Genomic DNA, 17,072 nt, shown 5'->3' with positions numbered 1-17,072 from the left:
AATTGAAAATCGGTAACGACGTATGTAAAGCAAGACAACTCGCCCTTCGGGAGCGTGCCACAGCGTCGATTTCATCGTCAACTAACTTGGTAAGAATCGACTATTACGCTGCGTTATTTTCCTTGAACTCAACACTGTGGCATCGCTCTGAATACTGCATTTTGAAGTCACTTGGGTATACCCAAGTTAACTAGGAGTTGCTTGAGGAGGATTTCTACATTTAACTCGATTAAGCTGGAGTAAAAATGTTACTGAGAGAGAGTAAGCTAGAAACTTGGGCTTGCATTCTTTTTTGTTCTTCTTCCGTTCTGAATTCCCCTTTTGTATTACCCCAAATAGGTCTAGGCCAGGCCATATCATTAATGTGGCGGGCAATGTGATGGATATGTAGCTGTGGAACTAGGTTGCCGAGTGCCCCTAAATTGATTTTATCCGGCTGAAAGAGAGCTTCTAATGCTTGGCTAATAGCCTGAGATTCAATTAAAAATTGCTGTTGTTCTTGCATGGGCAAGTGATGTAGTTCTTTCATTTCTGAGCGCTTTGGAACCAGAATGATCCAGGGGGCTACATTGTCTCTATGAAGGAGAACCAAACATAATGGGAAATGTCCAATAATCGTTGTATCTTTGGCGAGTTGTGGGTGGAGCTGAAAACTCATAACTGGTCCTCTTTGTATAAAAAAGGTTGGTCTAAAAACCAACCTTTTAGGTAGGATAGTACTATTGGGTTACATACGTTCCAAAGTTTCGATACCGAGTAAATCTAAGCCTTGTTTTATTGTCTTTGCGGTTAAGGCTGCTAGCTTTAAACGACTTTGCTTGATTGACTCATCTTCATTATTGAGTATTGGACAAGCTTCGTAGAAGCTAGAGAACTGCCCTGCCAACTCAAATAAATAGGTACATAAAACGTGAGGTAAGCCTTCACTTGCTACTGCCTTAACGGCTTCCTCAAACTGTAGAAGTTTGGTAATGAGTGCTTTTTCTTTTTCATCCACAATTTTTATGTCGCCTTGCAAAGAGTCCATAGAAATTTCGGCTTTAGCAAAGATTGATGCTACGCGAGTATAGGCATACTGCATGTAAGGTGCTGTATTTCCCTCAAAAGCTAGCATATTGTCCCAATCAAAAACATAGTCCGTTGTTCTATGCTTTGATAGGTCTGCGTATTTAACCGCTGCCATAGCAACCGTGTTTGCGATAGCTGTTTTTTCTTCGGCACTGAGTTGGGGATTTTTTGATTCAATCAGTTTTGCTGCACGCTCTTCTGCTTCATCTAACAGGTCTGTCAGTTTGACTGAGCCGCCAGCACGAGTTTTGAAAGGCTTACCATCTTTACCCAGCATCATACCAAAAGCATGGTGTTCTAATGTTACATTTTCGGGGATATAACCTGCTTTACGCACGATAGTCCAAGCTTGCATTAAATGCTGGTGCTGACGAGAGTCTATGAAATACAGCACTCTATTGGCACCTAATGTCTCATAACGGTATTTCGCACATGCAATATCGGTCGTTGTGTATAGGAACCCACCGTCGCTTTTTTGCACTATGACGCCCATTGGTTCGCCATCTTTGTTTTTGAATTCATCAAGGAAAACAACTTGTGCGCCCTCATCCTCCTCAACTAATCCTTTTTTCTTCAAGTCAGCAACAATACCACCGAGCATGTCGTTATACATACTCTCTCCCATGACATCATCGCGACTGAGAGAAACATTCAGGCGGTCATAGTTACGTTGGTTTTGGATCATGGTGATATCAACCAGCTTTTTCCACATACCAGCGCAGTATTCATCACCACTTTGCAGTTTTACAACATAGTTCCTTGCTTTAGTTGCAAAGGCTTCATCTTCATCAAAGAGTTTTTTTGAATCACGATAGAATGCTTCGAGGTCAGAGAGCTCCATTGAAACTTCACCAGACTCTTGCTGGACACGCTCTAAGTTGGCAATGAGCATGCCAAATTGAGTTCCCCAGTCGCCAATATGATTGGCTCTAATTACTTTGTGCCCTAGAAACTCCAACGTGCGAGTGACAGCGTCTCCAATTACAGTGGAGCGGATATGATGAACCGCCATTTCTTTGGCGACATTAGGTGCTGAATAGTCTGTAACAACCGTCTGCTGTTTCTCTTTGTCAATACCGAGTCTATCATCGCTTAGAGCATAGTCCGCTTGTGTGGCAAGAAACTCCTCACTCAAAAAGATATTAATGAAGCCGGGGCCTGCAATTTCAGTTTTACTTGCAATACCGTCAAGTTTTAGTTCGTCGATGACTTTCTGTGCGAACTCGCGAGGGTTCATTCCCAACTTTTTGGCGACGCCCATTACGCCATTTGCTTGATAATCACCAAACTGAGGCTTTGCTGATTGACGAACAGCAGCAGGGCTGCCTGCAGGTGCACCAGCGGCTTCTAGAGCCTGAGAAACTTTATCGTTGATAAGTGCTTGGATGTTCAAACGTATTTCCTTCAATATCTTTGGAGTCAAAAGCTATGCAGAATTTTGTGCTTGACTCGAAACGTCATAAAGCACCGAGAGTCCAAATAGGAACTTCACGCATACTGTATTGATTTGATAAATTTTCGTACATGATAACAACTTTAGAGCTCGCCTTGTAGAGAGGAGATAATAAATTTTCTACTTTTGGAGTAGCCTGTTGTTAATATACCCAGGCAACCTTAAAATGCGAAGTTCAGCGAGGATGATCGCCCAAACGTGGTAAGAGTACACAATTTCGCTACGTTGTTTTCCTTGCACTCAACGCTGTGGCATCGCTCTGAATCCCGTATCTTGAGGTCACTTGGGTATATGATAGAAAATTCAATATTTTGGAAAAATAAAAATGCAAACTAAGCTGAGTTTAAAGGGGTTGGCCCCCCAACAAATGACGCAAAAGCTAGATGGTTTTATGCAAAAAATTAAGCAGCTTAGCGATTTGATCTCGTTAGATTTGACGACATTTCAGGCTGATCACATTGCTTTACGGATCAATGAACAAGATTTGGCAATCTGTGCTCATCGTGAGTGGCAAAAGCATGGGACAGTTATCTCAAATGCTTGTATAAATGGCCGTCCAATCATTGTACTTTTATTTGATGAGGCCTTGCTCTGGGGCGACTGGCACATTGAGTGCCTTGAGCTTCCTTATCCAATAGAAGGAAAGCACTATCCTGAGCAAACATGGGAACATGTTGAGTTTGTCATCCCCTCATCAGCCCAAACCGCTGATGAATACCTTGAAGACTTACAAACAAAGTTGCCTAATTTTGCAAAACAATACCACTCATTATCGGAGCTTGGAGTGGAGATCAAACTCTCGAGCCCTAAAGCTGAGGGTGAAAGAATATCCAACCCAACCATTGCGTTTAAGTGGGATAATATTTGTATAAAACTTCACCCTCATTCACTTAGAGAGATTATTGAATCTGAACAGTTAGGGTAATTTTGGTATCAATTAGCCGAGCTCAATATCCCTTGGTCTAAGTTGAAACTCGTCTATGGAACCAATTTGAATTCCAATATCGAGATTTTTTTCTTCTTGGTGAGAGTTTCCTTTGCTGTGCATGATAAGTCTGTTGGCTGTTCTTGGTTTCAGTTCATCGATAACAAATCGGATCATATCAGCACGGGAGAGATTCTTGAGTTCTTCCAAAACTTTTTCTTTTTGGTCAAAGAAGTGATCTTTATTTCCGATAGCAACCCACAGCCTTTGAGCTCGACCTCTAAGGGTTTTATCTGGAACTGAAATCTGATTCCAGAGGCCTTTTTTGCTGCTGTGCCACTGATATTCGTCTAACTCCATCAGTACCAGGTGAAATGCGTTGAGAAATTCATCAATGGATGCCATCAAATTAATCGGCGCAACTTTGGGAGACTGCACGTAAAGCACGATACCTGGGTGACGATTGAGAGGGAGGTTACCAGTTCCAACCATATAGCCTAGCTGTTGTTTAGTCCGAATTTCGTGAAAAAATGTCGCAGACATTAAGTGATTGGCTAGTGAGTAAAGTGCAATACTCCGCGGGCTTGTGTCGTCACATTGATAATAAACAACCGTTGCAGAGTCATCTTGTTCACATCGAACTTCATGTTCAAACGTCCCATTTTTACCAAGCATAATAAGAGGCCTTAAAGCTTCTTCATAGCGTTGATTTTTTACTCTCAGCGCATCCTTTATCATTGTGCCCAACGAAAGTGCGTCCGACTGTGTCCAGTCACCGAATACAAACATCTCAACATGAAGGGTTGCGAGTACATTTGACACGAAACTGGCGAGTTCATCAACTTCAATCATTTCCAGTTCCTTTACCAGAGTGGAGTATGGAGGATTGTTGGGCTGTAAAATACCCGTCAATGCGCTGAATAGCTGAGATAGTGGACGGTCTTGAGCTGAGTTTTTCCAGTTCCTCATTAATTGATTTTTTATATTTTCAAAGCGTGTGGGATCAAAGTCTCTTTGATTAAAGCGATCTAATATTGTTTTTATTAATTTTTCCTGCTTTTGAGTAAATCCTGATACCGTCAATGTGACACCACCTTGATGCGTATACATGGTGTATCCCATGCCCGCTATCTCGGCTTGGTAAGTATCTACGGAAAGGCTATCAAGAAACATCTCTACGCATAAGCGAGTTTTTACAATATTACTGGGATTGGAAACTGCATATGGACTATCTATAGCAATATACACGACACCTTTTGGGACTCTAAACTCGTTATCCTGCATATGCCAAAGTTTAAACCCTGGTAACTCATCGATTACTGTCGGGGTTGGGTTTAAAGTCTCAAGAGGTTTTGCCTTTAATACATTGCAAATAAAAGGATTTGCCTCGGGTAATTGTAATTCAAGGTCACTTGAGTGAGTGTAATTCTTAATTTGGGAAGCGGTAATTTTGCTTACTGAATAGGGCGTATCGTACCATTTTGCTTGGTTTGAGTAATGTTGTCCCTTTGAGAGTAAAGTTAGGCGCATGTTGGACGGATTGAAAAAGTCTAGCAGTGAACGAATCTGTTCCTCATCGAATTCCATCATCATGTAATCGCCATAGATTATGTCCTCAGAGCTGTAGTGTTGCATATTGACGACGAGGTGGCTCACCAAATCTAAAGCATTCGCTGGCTCTCTGAATTGAAATGCAGCCTCAAGAACCGACTTTTTTTCTTGGTATCTCCACTCTTCGACTCCAGACGTTTTTATCAGGCTAATAAAGTTAAAAATAGCCTGTACAATGCTGTCAACAAAAGCGAGACCATCTAGAGTGAGTGTGCAATTAATTGTAAACTCGCGGTAATTACTTCCGCTTGTTCCTCCCCCAGCCGACAAAGAGGTGATCCAGCCTTTTTCTTTAAGAGCAAGCATAAGACTTCCTTTACCTTCGTAACCGAGTAGGTGGGCAATATAAGATAACGGCTTAGAGCGATAGTACTTGTCGATGCTCGGTAGTGGGAAAGTAACGATAAGTTTGCGGATTTCTTTTAGTGGTTCAACTGCAACAAATATAGGAGTGGAGTTTGAGTCTTTGTATGGAACCTTGATGACTTTCCCTGCTGCACTTTTATTAGAAATGGCAGAGAAAAGTTCGTCAGCCCATTTCTCAAGCTCATTGAGAGTTTGAGGACCTAATAAAACCAATGTCATAATGTCGGATGAATACTGACTGGAATAAAACTCAACAATTTCTGGTCTGATTGATTCACCGCTTCGATCGCCCAGTGTTTCCATATTACCAACAGAAAATTTGCTGAAAGGATGAGCTGGATTAATCACTTCTTTGTGAACCTGATAAAGCCTGCGAGAGTCCTCTTTGTATTTCAGGCGGTATTCTGACTCAACCGCTTGGCGCTCTTTATCAAGTGCTTCAGGGTTAAACAATGGGGAAATAAAAAATTGGCTAAACCTATCAAGTCCACGATAGAAAGCATTTGGTAATATATCAAAGAAATAGCAAGTATGTTCTGTTCCCGTCCAAGCATTATTCTGTCCCCCATGTTGACTAACGTAATTTTGAAAGTCACCTACTTCGGGGTATTTCTCTGTTCCAAGGAACAGCATATGCTCGAGAAAATGTGACAAACCTTGGCGATCGGTGGGATCGTCAAAGTGGCCAACATTTACGGCCACAGCAGCGGCAGACTTTTTGGCAGTATGGTCATGAACCAGTAACACTCTCAGACCATTAGATAGCGTAATATGTCGGTATTGGTTGGTATCGTTAGGGCTGATGTGCACGGAACATCTCCGAAATTAAGTATGTAGTCAATAGATAATAGTGTAATTATGACGGAGATAGACTCGACATCAAACTATCTATCTGACAAATATGTGAAAAAAATTAAGTATCACGCCAAAATCCTTGATGGAAGCCTTTGAGGGGAGTGCGATTGTGTGATATTTAAGGTTGGTAGGATAGAACCCTCTAAAATAAGTTACGGTTTTTGCTGATAGTTGATTGGTAGATGAATCTAAATAGCCCTGAAGAACCCTCTGACTCATCTTTATTCCAAAGGAACAGTAATGAAAGTTTTTATAATGCGACATGGTGAAGCACAGCAATTTGCCAGTAGCGATTCAGATAGACAACTGACGTTTAAAGGTAGGCAGAGATCCCAAGAGATAGCCAGAGAATGCTCGGAGTTAGGGTACGTACATTTTGACCGAGTCTTGGTTAGTCCTTACATTAGAGCGCAGCAAACTTGGCACGAAATTTCTGCATATTTATCGGTTGGACATTATGAGACATGTGAGGATATCACCCCCTACGGTGATGCCGAGCAAGTCGTGAGTTATATAAGTGCACTCGCTGATTTACATAATGTGCAAACTCTGTTGATCGTATCTCACTTACCACTCGTTGGTTATATCGCTGCTGAACTTATCGCAGATATTTCACCACCGATGTTTTCAACGTCAGGGTTGATGGGTATTGAGTATTGCCCTGACAAACAAAAGGGCCATATCATTGCGGAAATGAATGTCTAATGGGCTCAAGCTATCTCCAAGCGCTTGTCTGAGTTGTCGCCTTGATAAGGCTGATTCTTTGAAATTGTAAATGAGTGATAAAGTCCGAAAAGTGAAAGAGCCTACCCTTTACGATGACATAACTGAGTTAATTCTGTCGTCAACCTCCTAAGAAGAGGTCTAGTCAATATCGTTATTTTTCCTGAACCCAGAATCTGGAAGTCTCTTGGACAGGTATGCCATAAATTTGACGGCTTTGATGGACTGGATATTGCATCTCCGGTCGTCAACGGATTTTGTTAGAAGATTTGAACGCGTATTTGACTATGAAATTCTCCATCCCATTTGCTAATAAATTACCACCCATTCCACAGAGGGCGATGCCAGCTGTAGGCGCGCCCATTATGGTACTGGCGACATTGGCGATGGTTATTTTACCAATCCCAGCGTTCCTACTCGATTTATTCTTCACTTTTAACATCGCATTAGCGATGGTTGTCCTACTTGTCACTGTTTACACAAGAAGACCTCTGGATTTCGCAGCTTTTCCCACTGTGCTACTGATTTCCACGCTACTTCGGCTTGCTTTAAATGTGGCTTCTACTCGTGTTGTTTTACTTTATGGTCATGAAGGCTCAGGTTCAGCCGGTAAGGTTATTGAAGCTTTCGGAAGCGTCGTTATCGGCGGGAATTACGCGGTTGGTTTAGTTGTTTTCTTAATTTTAATGATCATCAACTTTATGGTGGTTACCAAGGGGGCTGGGCGGATTTCAGAGGTCAGTGCACGCTTTACCTTGGATGCGTTACCCGGTAAGCAAATGGCGATAGATGCCGATTTGAATGCCGGCTTAATTGATCAAGATCAAGCTAGGTTACGTCGTCAAGAAGTGACGAAAGAGGCAGACTTTTATGGTTCGATGGATGGTGCATCAAAGTTTGTGAAGGGTGATGCAATTGCTGGTATTTTAATTCTTTTCATCAATATTATCGGTGGTCTATCCATTGGTATGATTCAATATGATTTAGGTTTTAATGAAGCACTAAAAATTTACACACTGCTCACGATAGGAGACGGTCTAGTCGCCCAAATCCCATCTCTTTTACTCTCGATTGGTGCGGCCATCATGGTGACTCGCCAAAATACCGACGAAGATATGGGTCAGCAAGTCGTGTTCCAAATGTTCGATAACCCTAAAGCTCTAATGATAACTGCGGGTATTTTGGGCGTAATGGGCATAGTCCCTGGAATGCCTCACTTTGCTTTTTTGTTACTTGCGCTTATCTCTGCGGGTGGAGCCTACTGGATCCATCGCAAGAATAAGAAAGCAATAGAAGCGAAGAATGTTCCAGCAGAAATTGAGCAAGATACACCTACTCAGAAAGAGCTATCATGGGACGATGTTCAACCTGTCGATGTTGTTGGCTTAGAGGTAGGTTACCGACTCATCCCATTGGTTGATAAAGACCAAGGTGGTGAATTACTTGAGCGCGTGAAGGGTGTACGTAAAAAGTTATCTCAAGACTTTGGTTTCTTGATCCCAGCGGTACACATCAGGGATAACCTTGAATTAACGCCGAACAGCTATCGCATTACTCTGATGGGGGTTGCTGTTGGTGAGGCTGAAATCAAGCCAGATATGGAACTGGCTATCAACCCTGGACAGGTTTATGGGATGATAGAGGGTGAACCTACAATTGATCCTGCATTTGGTCTGGAAGCAACTTGGATCAAAGAAGAGCAACGTGAGCACGCGCAAGCGTTGGGTTACACCGTGGTTGATTCGTCGACTGTGCTTGCCACGCACTTGAGTCAACTATTGACCAATAATGCATCACTCTTGATAGGTCATGAAGAGGTTCAGAATCTACTTGAGATGCTGGGGCGCAGTACACCTAAATTAGTGGAAAGTTTTGTTCCTGATCAACTCCAACTTGGAGTTGTCGTTAAAGTGTTACAAAACTTACTCAATGAGGCTGTTCCTATCCGTGACATCCGAACCATAGTACAAACCTTGTCTGAATATTCGAGTAAAAGTCAAGAAGCCGACATATTGACGGCTGCTGTTCGTATCTCATTGAAACGATTAATTGTCCAAGAAATCAATGGTATAGAGCCTGAACTTCCGGTGATAACCCTTATTCCAGAGCTGGAACAAATATTGCATCAAACAATGCAAGCCTCTGGTGGTGAATCAGCAGGGATCGAACCGGGACTGGCAGAGAGGCTTCAATCTTCTTTGAGTAATGCAACTCAAGAGCAAGAATTGAAAGGAGAGCCTGCCGTTCTATTGACATCTGGAGTGTTACGCTCCACGTTGGCCAAATTTGTGAAAAATACGATTCCTTCTTTAAGAGTGCTTTCTTATCAGGAAATTCCTGACGAGAAACAAATCCGCATTGTTCAAGCTGTAGGGAACTAATGCTAGTACGTTGATAAACGGAATGTAATTTGAAGATTAAACGATTTTTTGCCAAAGACATGCGTGCGGCCTTACTTCAAGTAAAAAGTGAGTTGGGCGATGATGCGGTAATCATGTCGAATAAAAAAGTAGCGGGTGGCGTAGAGCTTGTTGCGGCTATGGATGGTGATGCGGGCTCAAGTCAGGCCAAGACAAAAGCCCAAGAGCCTAGGCAAGCGCCTCAATCAAACGTCCGCCAACTTGATGACGATCGCGTGAGCTTAGGTAGCAAAAATAGTTCTGGTCGTACAATGACAAACCGATTTGCTAATATGCTCAAGCAATACAGTGGTAACCCTCAGGCTGATATCGAAGATATTGCTGACGATAAGACGGATTCGTTGTCTGGCTTGCTAAAGAGACAAAATAGTTATAAAGATCAAAATGAAGGCGTCAAATTAAGGGAAGGTTCTCCTTTGGCGCGTCTCATCGCAGAAGATAATTCGCGTTTTAAATCTCATTCCTCTCCACATGAACATTCTCGACGTGATGATGTCGAAGTAAAGAATAATGATCTTGAGGAAATGAGAGAGGAAATGACGTCGATTCGTCAATTATTAGAGCATCAGGTTTCTGGACTGATGTGGCAAGAAGTCGAACGTAGAGAACCTTTGCGAGCTATGCTCATTAAACGTTTAGAACGTATGGGGGTATCCTCCGATTTAGCTGACCAACTTGCCTGTTATATCCCAGAAGATACTGCTCCTACAAAAGCTTGGCGAGCATTACTAGGTTTGGTTTCAGACCAAATCCCTATCGCCAAGCAAGATATTTTGAAGCGTGGAGGTGTTGTTGCACTTCTGGGACCAACAGGTGTTGGGAAGACAACAACCGTTGCCAAACTTGCCGCTCGAGCGGCTATGGAATTTGGCTCTGATAATGTTGCACTCGTTTCGACTGACACATATCGTATCGGGGCGCATGAACAACTGTCCATTTATGGTCGGATTATGGGGTGCCCAGTAAAAGTAGCTAAAGATTCCAGTGAGTTAGCCGATGTAATATATCAGCTACGAAATCGCCGCTTGGTTCTTGTGGATACCGCTGGAATGGGGCAACGTGATGTGAGGCTTTCAGAGCAACTTGATACGCTTATGCAAGAGAGTGGTGAAATCATCCATAGCTACCTAGTGTTACCTGCAACGGCTCAGAGAAAAGTTCTTCAAGAAACGATAGAACATTTCAAAAGAATTCCTCTCTCAGGCTGTATTATGACAAAGCTTGACGAGTCGCTGAGTTTAGGTGAGTTTGTTAGCGTTGTCGTTCAGAATTCATTACCCGTGGCATACATTGCCAACGGACAACGAGTTCCGGAGGATATCGTGATTGCTAAACCAAAATACATGGTTGCTAAGGCGAACGAATTACTTGAGAAGTCGACAGATGATGAACCACACTATTGGAACAGTGAAGCTGAGGGGTTCTAGGCGGCGGATGATATGACGAAAGATATGATACAAGATCAAGCAAGCGGATTACGCCGCTTAACACAGCCTTCACTGACCAAAGTTATCACTGTTACTGGCGGGAAGGGTGGTGTTGGTAAATCAAATGTAACTTTAGGGATGGCAATTTCAATTGCTCGCCAGGGTAAAAAGGTCATGGTCCTTGATGCTGACCTTGGTCTTGCAAATATTGATGTAATGCTAGGAATACGACCAAAATTAAACCTTGGTCACGTGTTAGCAGGAGAATGTGAGCTTAAAGATACGATTGTAGAGGGACCACATGGTATTCAGATTATTCCTGCCACATCGGGTACTCAGGCTATGACAGAGCTTTCACACGCTCAACATATTGGCTTGATCCGAGCATTTGGGAGCCTTGAGGATGAAACGGACGTTCTTTTAGTCGATACGGCAGCTGGTATATCTGATATGGTTGTCAGCTTCTCTAGAGCTGCTCAAGACGTTGTGGTTGTGGTTTGTGATGAACCGACTTCAATAACTGATGCCTATGCGCTGATCAAACTTTTGAGTAAAGAACATCAAGTACAACGATTTAAAATTGTTGCAAATATGGTCAGGAGCTACCGAGAGGGTAGGGAATTGTTCGCAAAGTTGACCTTGGTCACAGAGCGATTCTTGAATGTGAGTATAGAGCTCGTAGCATGTATTCCTTTAGATGATAAAGTAAGGCAATCGGTTAAGAAACAAAAGATTGTTGTGGATGCGTTCCCAAGATCTCCCGCTGCTTTGGCATTGAGTTCGTTAGCAAATAAAGCGTTAACATGGCCAATTCCTAAAACACCAAGTGGACATCTTGAGTTTTTTGTAGAACGCTTACTTAATAGAACTGAGATGCTAGAGGAACCATTTGGTGAATAAGGCTCTTACTTATGAACAATACACTAAACAAGACAGTCAACGAGACTTTCTAGAAAAGTACTCGGTGCTTGTTCGGCGTATTGCTCACCACTTACTCGGTCGACTTCCTCCTAGTGTTCAAGTTGAGGATCTTATTCAAGCGGGCATGATCGGCTTACTTGAAGCGCAGAAAAACTACGACGGTAATAAAGGTGCCAGTTTTGAAACATATGCTGGTATTCGCATCAGAGGTGCTATGCTTGATGATATACGTCGTGGAGACTGGGTTCCAAGATCTGTTCACAAGCACAATCGTGAAGTCAGTCAGGCAATAGCAACACTAGAAGGAATCTTAAATCGGGACCCAACGGATGCGGAAGTAGCGAAGAAGTTGGGATTAGAGCTTGATCAATACCATAATATTCTTACAGACATAAATTGTTCGCGGCTGATAGGAATAGAAGATTTAGGTGTTTCTGAAGACACGATCACAATGGGTGGTTGTGATGAAGAAAACCTTCCATTTCAAGGGGTTTCGGACGAGTTTTTTCGAAAGGCACTCGTAGATTCGATTAAGTCTCTGCCGGAACGTGAATCATTAGTACTTTCGCTCTACTATGATGAAGAGTTAAACTTAAAGGAAATCGGTGAAGTAATTGGTGTTAGCGAATCTAGAGTAAGCCAAATACTGAGCCAATCTATGCAGCGTCTGCGCACAAAACTAAGTGCATGGACTAATAATGAGTAAACATCACTGATATCGATCTCAGTGGAGGCAATTTTGAATACAAATATGAAGATCCTTATTGTTGACGACTTTTCAACAATGCGCCGTATCGTTAAAAATCTACTTCGTGACCTTGGCTTTAACAATACTCAGGAAGCGGATGACGGCTTAACGGCATTACCAATGCTGAAAAAAGGTGATTTTGAGTTTGTCGTTACAGACTGGAATATGCCTGGGATGCAGGGCATCGATTTGCTCAAGCATATTCGTGCGGATGATGAACTGAAGCATCTACCAGTGTTAATGATTACAGCCGAAGCCAAGCGCGAGCAGATTATTGAAGCCGCTCAAGCTGGAGTGAATGGTTACATAGTTAAACCATTTACCGCGGCGACGCTAAAAGAAAAACTAGATAAAATTTTTGAACGTTTATAGTCAAATATTTGACTGGAAGCTGCGAAGGCCATATTCAATATGATTTCATTAGAGCAGGCAAAACAACTCGTAAATATGCTTGAGGAAGGACAGCAGCATGAAGCTGACCTCCTTGTCAAGGATATTCTTGAGAAAACGTCGAACCCTATGTTTCAAGAAATTGGAACGTTAACTCGTGACTTACATGAATCTATCAAGCATTTTAGCGTCGATGATCGAATGAACACTCTTGCTAATGATGACATTCCTGACGCGAGAGAACGCCTTCAATATGTTATTGAAAAGACTGAAGGTGCAGCCAACAAAACAATGGATGCTGTTGATCGTTGTATGCCAATTGCGGACAACTTACATGAAGGGCTTTTGCAGGTAAGGCCTCAGTGGGACGAGTTAATGCACGGCCGCATTGAGTTAAATGAATTTAAGGCGTTATGCCATAGGATAGATACATTGCTCGGCAAAGTCGAAGGTGATAGCTCTGAGTTGCGTGGACAACTTACTGAAATATTGATGGCTCAAGACTTCCAAGATTTAACTGGGCAAATTATAAGGCGAGTCATTAGTTTGGTTGATGAAGTCGAGGGCCGCTTAGTTGATATACTGACGGCTTTTGGCAAGACGGAAGCTGATTCAGGTGCGCCAAAGGATATTGGGGCAACTGAAGCGGAAGGCCCGATCCTTAACGCTGAAACAAGGGAAGATGCCGTTTCGTCACAAGACGAAGTCGATGACTTGCTCTCAAGTCTTGGGTTTTAGAGGTAATATATGAGCTTTGATTTAGACGAAGACATTCTTCAGGACTTTTTAGTTGAAGCAGGAGAGATTTTAGAACTTCTCTCCGAACAATTGGTTGAACTAGAAAATAATCCTGAAGATACTGATTTGCTTAATGCCATATTCCGTGGTTTCCACACTGTTAAAGGTGGCGCTGGCTTTTTAGCGCTTTCTGAGCTGGTTGATACATGTCATGGTGCGGAGAATGTGTTCGATATTCTTCGCAACGGTCAACGACATGTTACGTCAGGCTTAATGGATACCATGTTACAAGCTTTGGATACTGTAAACGCCCAGTTCCAAGCAGTTCAAGACCGTGAAGATCTACCCAAAGCTGATCAAGCTCTATTGGACGAGTTACATCGTTTGAGTAAACCGGAATCTGAGGATGAGGAAGGCCCTGCTGCATCAACCGAGGTAGCTAGTGATATAGAGCCGGAAATGGAAGATATCGTTATTGATGAACCTGAACCTGAACCTGCTGTTGCTGAGTCCTCTCCAGCTCCTGCTGAAGATTCGGAATCTATCGATGAAATCACGCAAGATGAGTTTGAGAAATTACTCGATGAACTACACGGCGATGGTGGGGGGCCTGCTAACGGTGGAGGTAGCCCAGCAGAGCAAGCGCCAGCAAGTTCACCAGCTCCAGATGCTGGCGCTGATATGAGCGGAGATATTACCGATGATGAATTCGAGAAACTTTTAGACGATCTTCATGGCTCTGGAAAAGGCCCCGGAGAAGAGAGTGAAGCGGCAGCCCCACCACCACCTCCAAAAGCAGAAACGCCCAAAGCTTCAGCATCTGGTGATTCAGATCTTATGACAGATGATGAGTTTGACAAGTTACTTGATGATTTGCACGGTGATGGTAAAGGGCCATCTCCTGAAGAACTCGAGGCTGCAACAAAACCTGTTGAATCTGCTCCTGAGCCCACACCCGAGCCTAAGCCAGAACCTGCGCCTGCTCCAAAAGCGCAGCCTGCAGCTCAGCCTCAAGCCAAAGCTGCAGCACCAAGTGCAGCAGCAAAAGAAGCTCCCAAGCCACCTGCTAAGAAAGAAGCAGCGGCCCCAGCGGCACAAGCTAAGAAACCACAAGCGGAAGCGACGGTTCGTGTAGATACATCGACACTTGATGTGATTATGAACATGGTGGGTGAATTGGTACTAGTGAGAAACCGCTTACTCAGCCTAGGTCTTAATAGTAACGATGAGGAAATGGCCAAAGCTGTATCAAACCTAGACGTCGTCACTGCTGACCTTCAAGGCGCGGTAATGAAGACTCGAATGCAGCCAATCAAAAAGGTATTCGGACGTTTCCCTCGGGTTGTTAGGGATATAGCGAGAAGCTTGCAAAAAGATATCGAGCTAGAAATGCGTGGTGAAGAGACTGATCTAGATAAAAACCTTGTAGAGGCGTTGGCTGATCCATTGATTCACTTAGTACGAAACTCTCTCGACCATGGTATTGAGATGCCAGACGTCCGAGTAGCAGCGGGCAAACCTCGTACGGGTAAAGTGATTCTTTCTGCCTCTCAAGAAGGTGATCATATTGAACTCGCCATCGTCGACGATGGTGGAGGTATGGATCCGGATAAGCTCAGAGGTATTGCTGTCTCCCGAGGTATGATGGATGAGGATGCAGCCTCTAGATTAACCAACAAAGAGTGCTTCAACCTTATATTTATGCCCGGATTTTCCAGTAAGGAAGAAATTTCTGATATTTCAGGTCGTGGTGTAGGTATGGATGTTGTTAAAACAGCAATCAATACGCTCAATGGCTCAATTGATATCGATTCTGAAATGGGTAAAGGTACGACCATTAGAATTAAAGTGCCGTTGACACTCGCAATCCTTCCGACACTTATGGTAGGCGTCGCGAACCATCCGTTTGCTCTACCTCTTGCAAGTGTTAATGAGATTTTCCATCTTGATTTAAGCAGAACCAATGTTGTTGATGGACAGCTCACAATTATTGTTCGTGAAAAATCAATACCACTATTTTATTTACAAGATTGGTTGTCGCCAAAAGCTGACAAATCTAATGAGCGAAAGGGCCATGGTCATGTTGTTATTGTACAACTTGGCAGTGATCGTATCGGTTTTGTGGTGGATACATTGATTGGTCAAGAAGAGGTCGTCATCAAACCTTTGGATGACTTACTAAAAGCTACTCCTGGTATGGCGGGCGCAACCATTACCAGTGACGGACACATTGCACTTATATTAGATGTTCCAGACTTACTTAGAAAGTATGCAGACGTGTCTCGGATCTAAAGAATTGAAGGATAAACATGGCGATCAAAGTATTAGTTGTTGATGATTCGAGTTTTTTTCGTCGTCGAGTTAGTGAAATTATTAACTCGGACACGCGGCTAGAGGTGATCGATGTTGCTACTAATGGCAAGGAAGCGGTAGAGAAAGCAGTAAGAATTAAGCCAGACGTTATTACAATGGACATTGAGATGCCAGTAATGAATGGCATCGCTGCTGTAAAGGAGATTATGGCAAAGAGTCCAGTACCAATCTTAATGTTCTCTTCGTTAACACATGAGGGTGCTCAAGCAACTCTTGATGCCCTAGAAGCTGGCGCGTTAGATTTCTTGCCTAAAAAGTTTGAAGATATTGCACGAAACCGTGATGAGGCAGTTGGGTTACTACAGCAACGTGTGATTCAAATTGCTTCAAAGCGTGCCATAATGCGACGTACTGTCCCTAAGCCTCAGCCAAAGGAAGCACCAAGCAACAGAGCCGCTACCACGCGCTCAACAGCTCCGGCACCTAAAAATAAACCTGCGCCTTCCGGACGATTCAAAGCGACAGGAAAAAAGTACCAAATTACAGCGATCGGAACCTCAACTGGGGGGCCAGTGGCTTTACAGAAAATCCTGACAAAGTTACCACAGAACTATCCACACCCGATCTTATTGATACAGCATATGCCAGCGACATTCACTGCGGCTTTTGCAAATAGGTTAAATTCACTTTGTAAAATTGAAGTGAGAGAAGCCCAAGACGGTGATGCACTTAGGCCGGGGGTCGCATACTTAGCCCCAGGGGGTAAGCAAATGATTATCGAGGGCCGACCTGGTTCGGCAAAGCTCAGAGTCATTGATGGTGGCGAGAGAATGAATTATAAGCCTTGCGTCGATGTTACCTTCGGAAGTGCTGCAAAAATATATTCTCAACAAGTACTTTCCATGGTTCTTACTGGTATGGGTGCTGATGGTCGTGAAGGAGCACGAATGCTAAAGCAAGAGGGTGCCACAATATGGGCGCAGGATGAGGATAGCTGTGTTGTTTATGGAATGCCGCAGGCAGTCGCAAAAGCGGGAATATCGTCTGAGGACTTACCTCTCGAGAGAATTGCTGAGCGAATGCTGGTTGAAGTTGGGCTAGCCTAGAGGTCTGT

The 17,072-nt window shown here is 43.3% G+C and carries 14 protein-coding genes; 11 read left to right on the top strand and 3 right to left on the bottom strand.

Going from position 1 to position 17,072, the window contains the following annotated elements; translation table 11 throughout:
- Positions 1-2: 2 nt before the first annotated feature.
- Positions 3-194 carry a hypothetical protein gene (locus RH40_RS20250; RefSeq protein ID WP_081454969.1) on the top strand — a complete coding sequence of 64 codons (192 nt, stop codon included), beginning with the start codon at positions 3-5 and terminating at the stop codon, positions 192-194.
- A 35-nt stretch (positions 195-229) separates the two neighbouring features.
- Here the strand turns inward: RH40_RS20250 and RH40_RS04530 are convergent, their stop codons facing one another.
- Positions 230-658: an HIT domain-containing protein gene (locus RH40_RS04530; protein WP_009600189.1), complete on the bottom strand. Its 429-nt coding sequence runs from the start codon at positions 656-658 to the stop codon at positions 230-232.
- 69 nt (positions 659-727) lie between these two features.
- Positions 728-2,461, bottom strand: coding sequence for an arginine--tRNA ligase (gene argS / locus RH40_RS04525; RefSeq protein WP_009600188.1), 1,734 nt, complete (start codon positions 2,459-2,461; stop codon positions 728-730).
- Between the two features lie 385 nt (positions 2,462-2,846).
- Between argS and RH40_RS04520 the strand changes: the two genes are divergently transcribed.
- Positions 2,847-3,446: a VOC family protein gene (locus RH40_RS04520; protein ID WP_009600187.1), complete on the top strand. Its 600-nt coding sequence runs from the start codon at positions 2,847-2,849 to the stop codon at positions 3,444-3,446.
- 12 nt (positions 3,447-3,458) lie between these two features.
- Here RH40_RS04520 and RH40_RS04515 read toward each other — a convergent pair whose 3' ends face one another.
- Positions 3,459-6,233, bottom strand: coding sequence for an insulinase family protein (locus RH40_RS04515; RefSeq protein WP_009600186.1), 2,775 nt, complete (start codon positions 6,231-6,233; stop codon positions 3,459-3,461).
- A gap of 285 nt (positions 6,234-6,518) precedes the next feature.
- Here RH40_RS04515 and sixA point away from each other — a divergent pair, with 285 nt between their 5' ends.
- The 9 genes from sixA to RH40_RS04470 all read left to right on the top strand — a co-directional run bounded on the left by sixA (position 6,519) and on the right by RH40_RS04470 (position 17,064).
- Positions 6,519-6,983, top strand: a complete 465-nt coding sequence (gene sixA, locus RH40_RS04510; RefSeq protein ID WP_009600185.1) for a phosphohistidine phosphatase SixA — start codon at positions 6,519-6,521, stop codon at positions 6,981-6,983.
- A gap of 305 nt (positions 6,984-7,288) precedes the next feature.
- Positions 7,289-9,382, top strand: coding sequence for a flagellar biosynthesis protein FlhA (gene flhA / locus RH40_RS04505; protein ID WP_009600184.1), 2,094 nt, complete (start codon positions 7,289-7,291; stop codon positions 9,380-9,382).
- Positions 9,383-9,411: 29 nt separating this feature from the next.
- On the top strand, positions 9,412-10,848 hold the full coding sequence (gene flhF / locus RH40_RS04500; RefSeq protein ID WP_009600183.1) for a flagellar biosynthesis GTPase FlhF: 1,437 nt from the start codon (positions 9,412-9,414) through the stop codon (positions 10,846-10,848).
- A gap of 12 nt (positions 10,849-10,860) precedes the next feature.
- Entirely contained in the window at positions 10,861-11,748 is an 888-nt protein-coding gene (locus tag RH40_RS04495) for a MinD/ParA family protein (RefSeq protein WP_009600182.1), read from the top strand.
- Positions 11,741-12,475, top strand: coding sequence for an RNA polymerase sigma factor FliA (locus RH40_RS04490; protein ID WP_009600179.1), 735 nt, complete (start codon positions 11,741-11,743; stop codon positions 12,473-12,475). Before RH40_RS04495 ends, RH40_RS04490 begins: the two co-directional genes overlap by 8 nt.
- A gap of 45 nt (positions 12,476-12,520) precedes the next feature.
- On the top strand, positions 12,521-12,889 hold the full coding sequence (gene cheY / locus RH40_RS04485; RefSeq protein WP_009600177.1) for a chemotaxis response regulator CheY: 369 nt from the start codon (positions 12,521-12,523) through the stop codon (positions 12,887-12,889).
- A 39-nt stretch (positions 12,890-12,928) separates the two neighbouring features.
- Positions 12,929-13,645 (top strand): protein phosphatase CheZ, encoded by a 717-nt coding sequence (locus RH40_RS04480; protein WP_009600176.1) that lies wholly within the window; start codon positions 12,929-12,931, stop codon positions 13,643-13,645.
- A 9-nt stretch (positions 13,646-13,654) separates the two neighbouring features.
- Positions 13,655-15,937 (top strand): chemotaxis protein CheA, encoded by a 2,283-nt coding sequence (locus tag RH40_RS04475; RefSeq protein ID WP_009600175.1) that lies wholly within the window; start codon positions 13,655-13,657, stop codon positions 15,935-15,937.
- Between the two features lie 17 nt (positions 15,938-15,954).
- A complete protein-coding gene (locus RH40_RS04470) occupies positions 15,955-17,064 on the top strand; it encodes a protein-glutamate methylesterase/protein-glutamine glutaminase (RefSeq protein ID WP_009600174.1) in 1,110 nt (369 codons plus the stop codon).
- The last annotated feature ends 8 nt before the right edge of the window (positions 17,065-17,072 follow it).

This window comes from Vibrio caribbeanicus ATCC BAA-2122 (genome assembly GCF_000165125.1).
GTDB lineage: Bacteria > Pseudomonadota > Gammaproteobacteria > Enterobacterales > Vibrionaceae > Vibrio > Vibrio caribbeanicus.
The sequence above is the reverse complement of the archived record's forward strand: the minus strand, read 5'-3'. Positions and strand labels throughout refer to the sequence as shown.

Excerpts from the sequence above, each read along its gene's own strand:
- RH40_RS04495 (WP_009600182.1), top strand. The coding sequence starts at position 10,861 with ATGACGAAAGATATGATACAAGATCAAGCAAGCGGATTACGCCGCTTA.
- RH40_RS04520 (WP_009600187.1), top strand. The coding sequence starts at position 2,847 with ATGCAAACTAAGCTGAGTTTAAAGGGGTTGGCCCCCCAACAAATGACG.
- flhA (WP_009600184.1), top strand. The coding sequence starts at position 7,289 with ATGAAATTCTCCATCCCATTTGCTAATAAATTACCACCCATTCCACAG.
- RH40_RS04475 (WP_009600175.1), top strand. The coding sequence starts at position 13,655 with ATGAGCTTTGATTTAGACGAAGACATTCTTCAGGACTTTTTAGTTGAA.
- cheY (WP_009600177.1), top strand. The coding sequence starts at position 12,521 with ATGAAGATCCTTATTGTTGACGACTTTTCAACAATGCGCCGTATCGTT.
- RH40_RS04480 (WP_009600176.1), top strand. The coding sequence starts at position 12,929 with ATGATTTCATTAGAGCAGGCAAAACAACTCGTAAATATGCTTGAGGAA.
- RH40_RS04530 (WP_009600189.1), bottom strand. The coding sequence starts at position 658 with ATGAGTTTTCAGCTCCACCCACAACTCGCCAAAGATACAACGATTATT.
- RH40_RS04470 (WP_009600174.1), top strand. The coding sequence starts at position 15,955 with ATGGCGATCAAAGTATTAGTTGTTGATGATTCGAGTTTTTTTCGTCGT.
- sixA (WP_009600185.1), top strand. The coding sequence starts at position 6,519 with ATGAAAGTTTTTATAATGCGACATGGTGAAGCACAGCAATTTGCCAGT.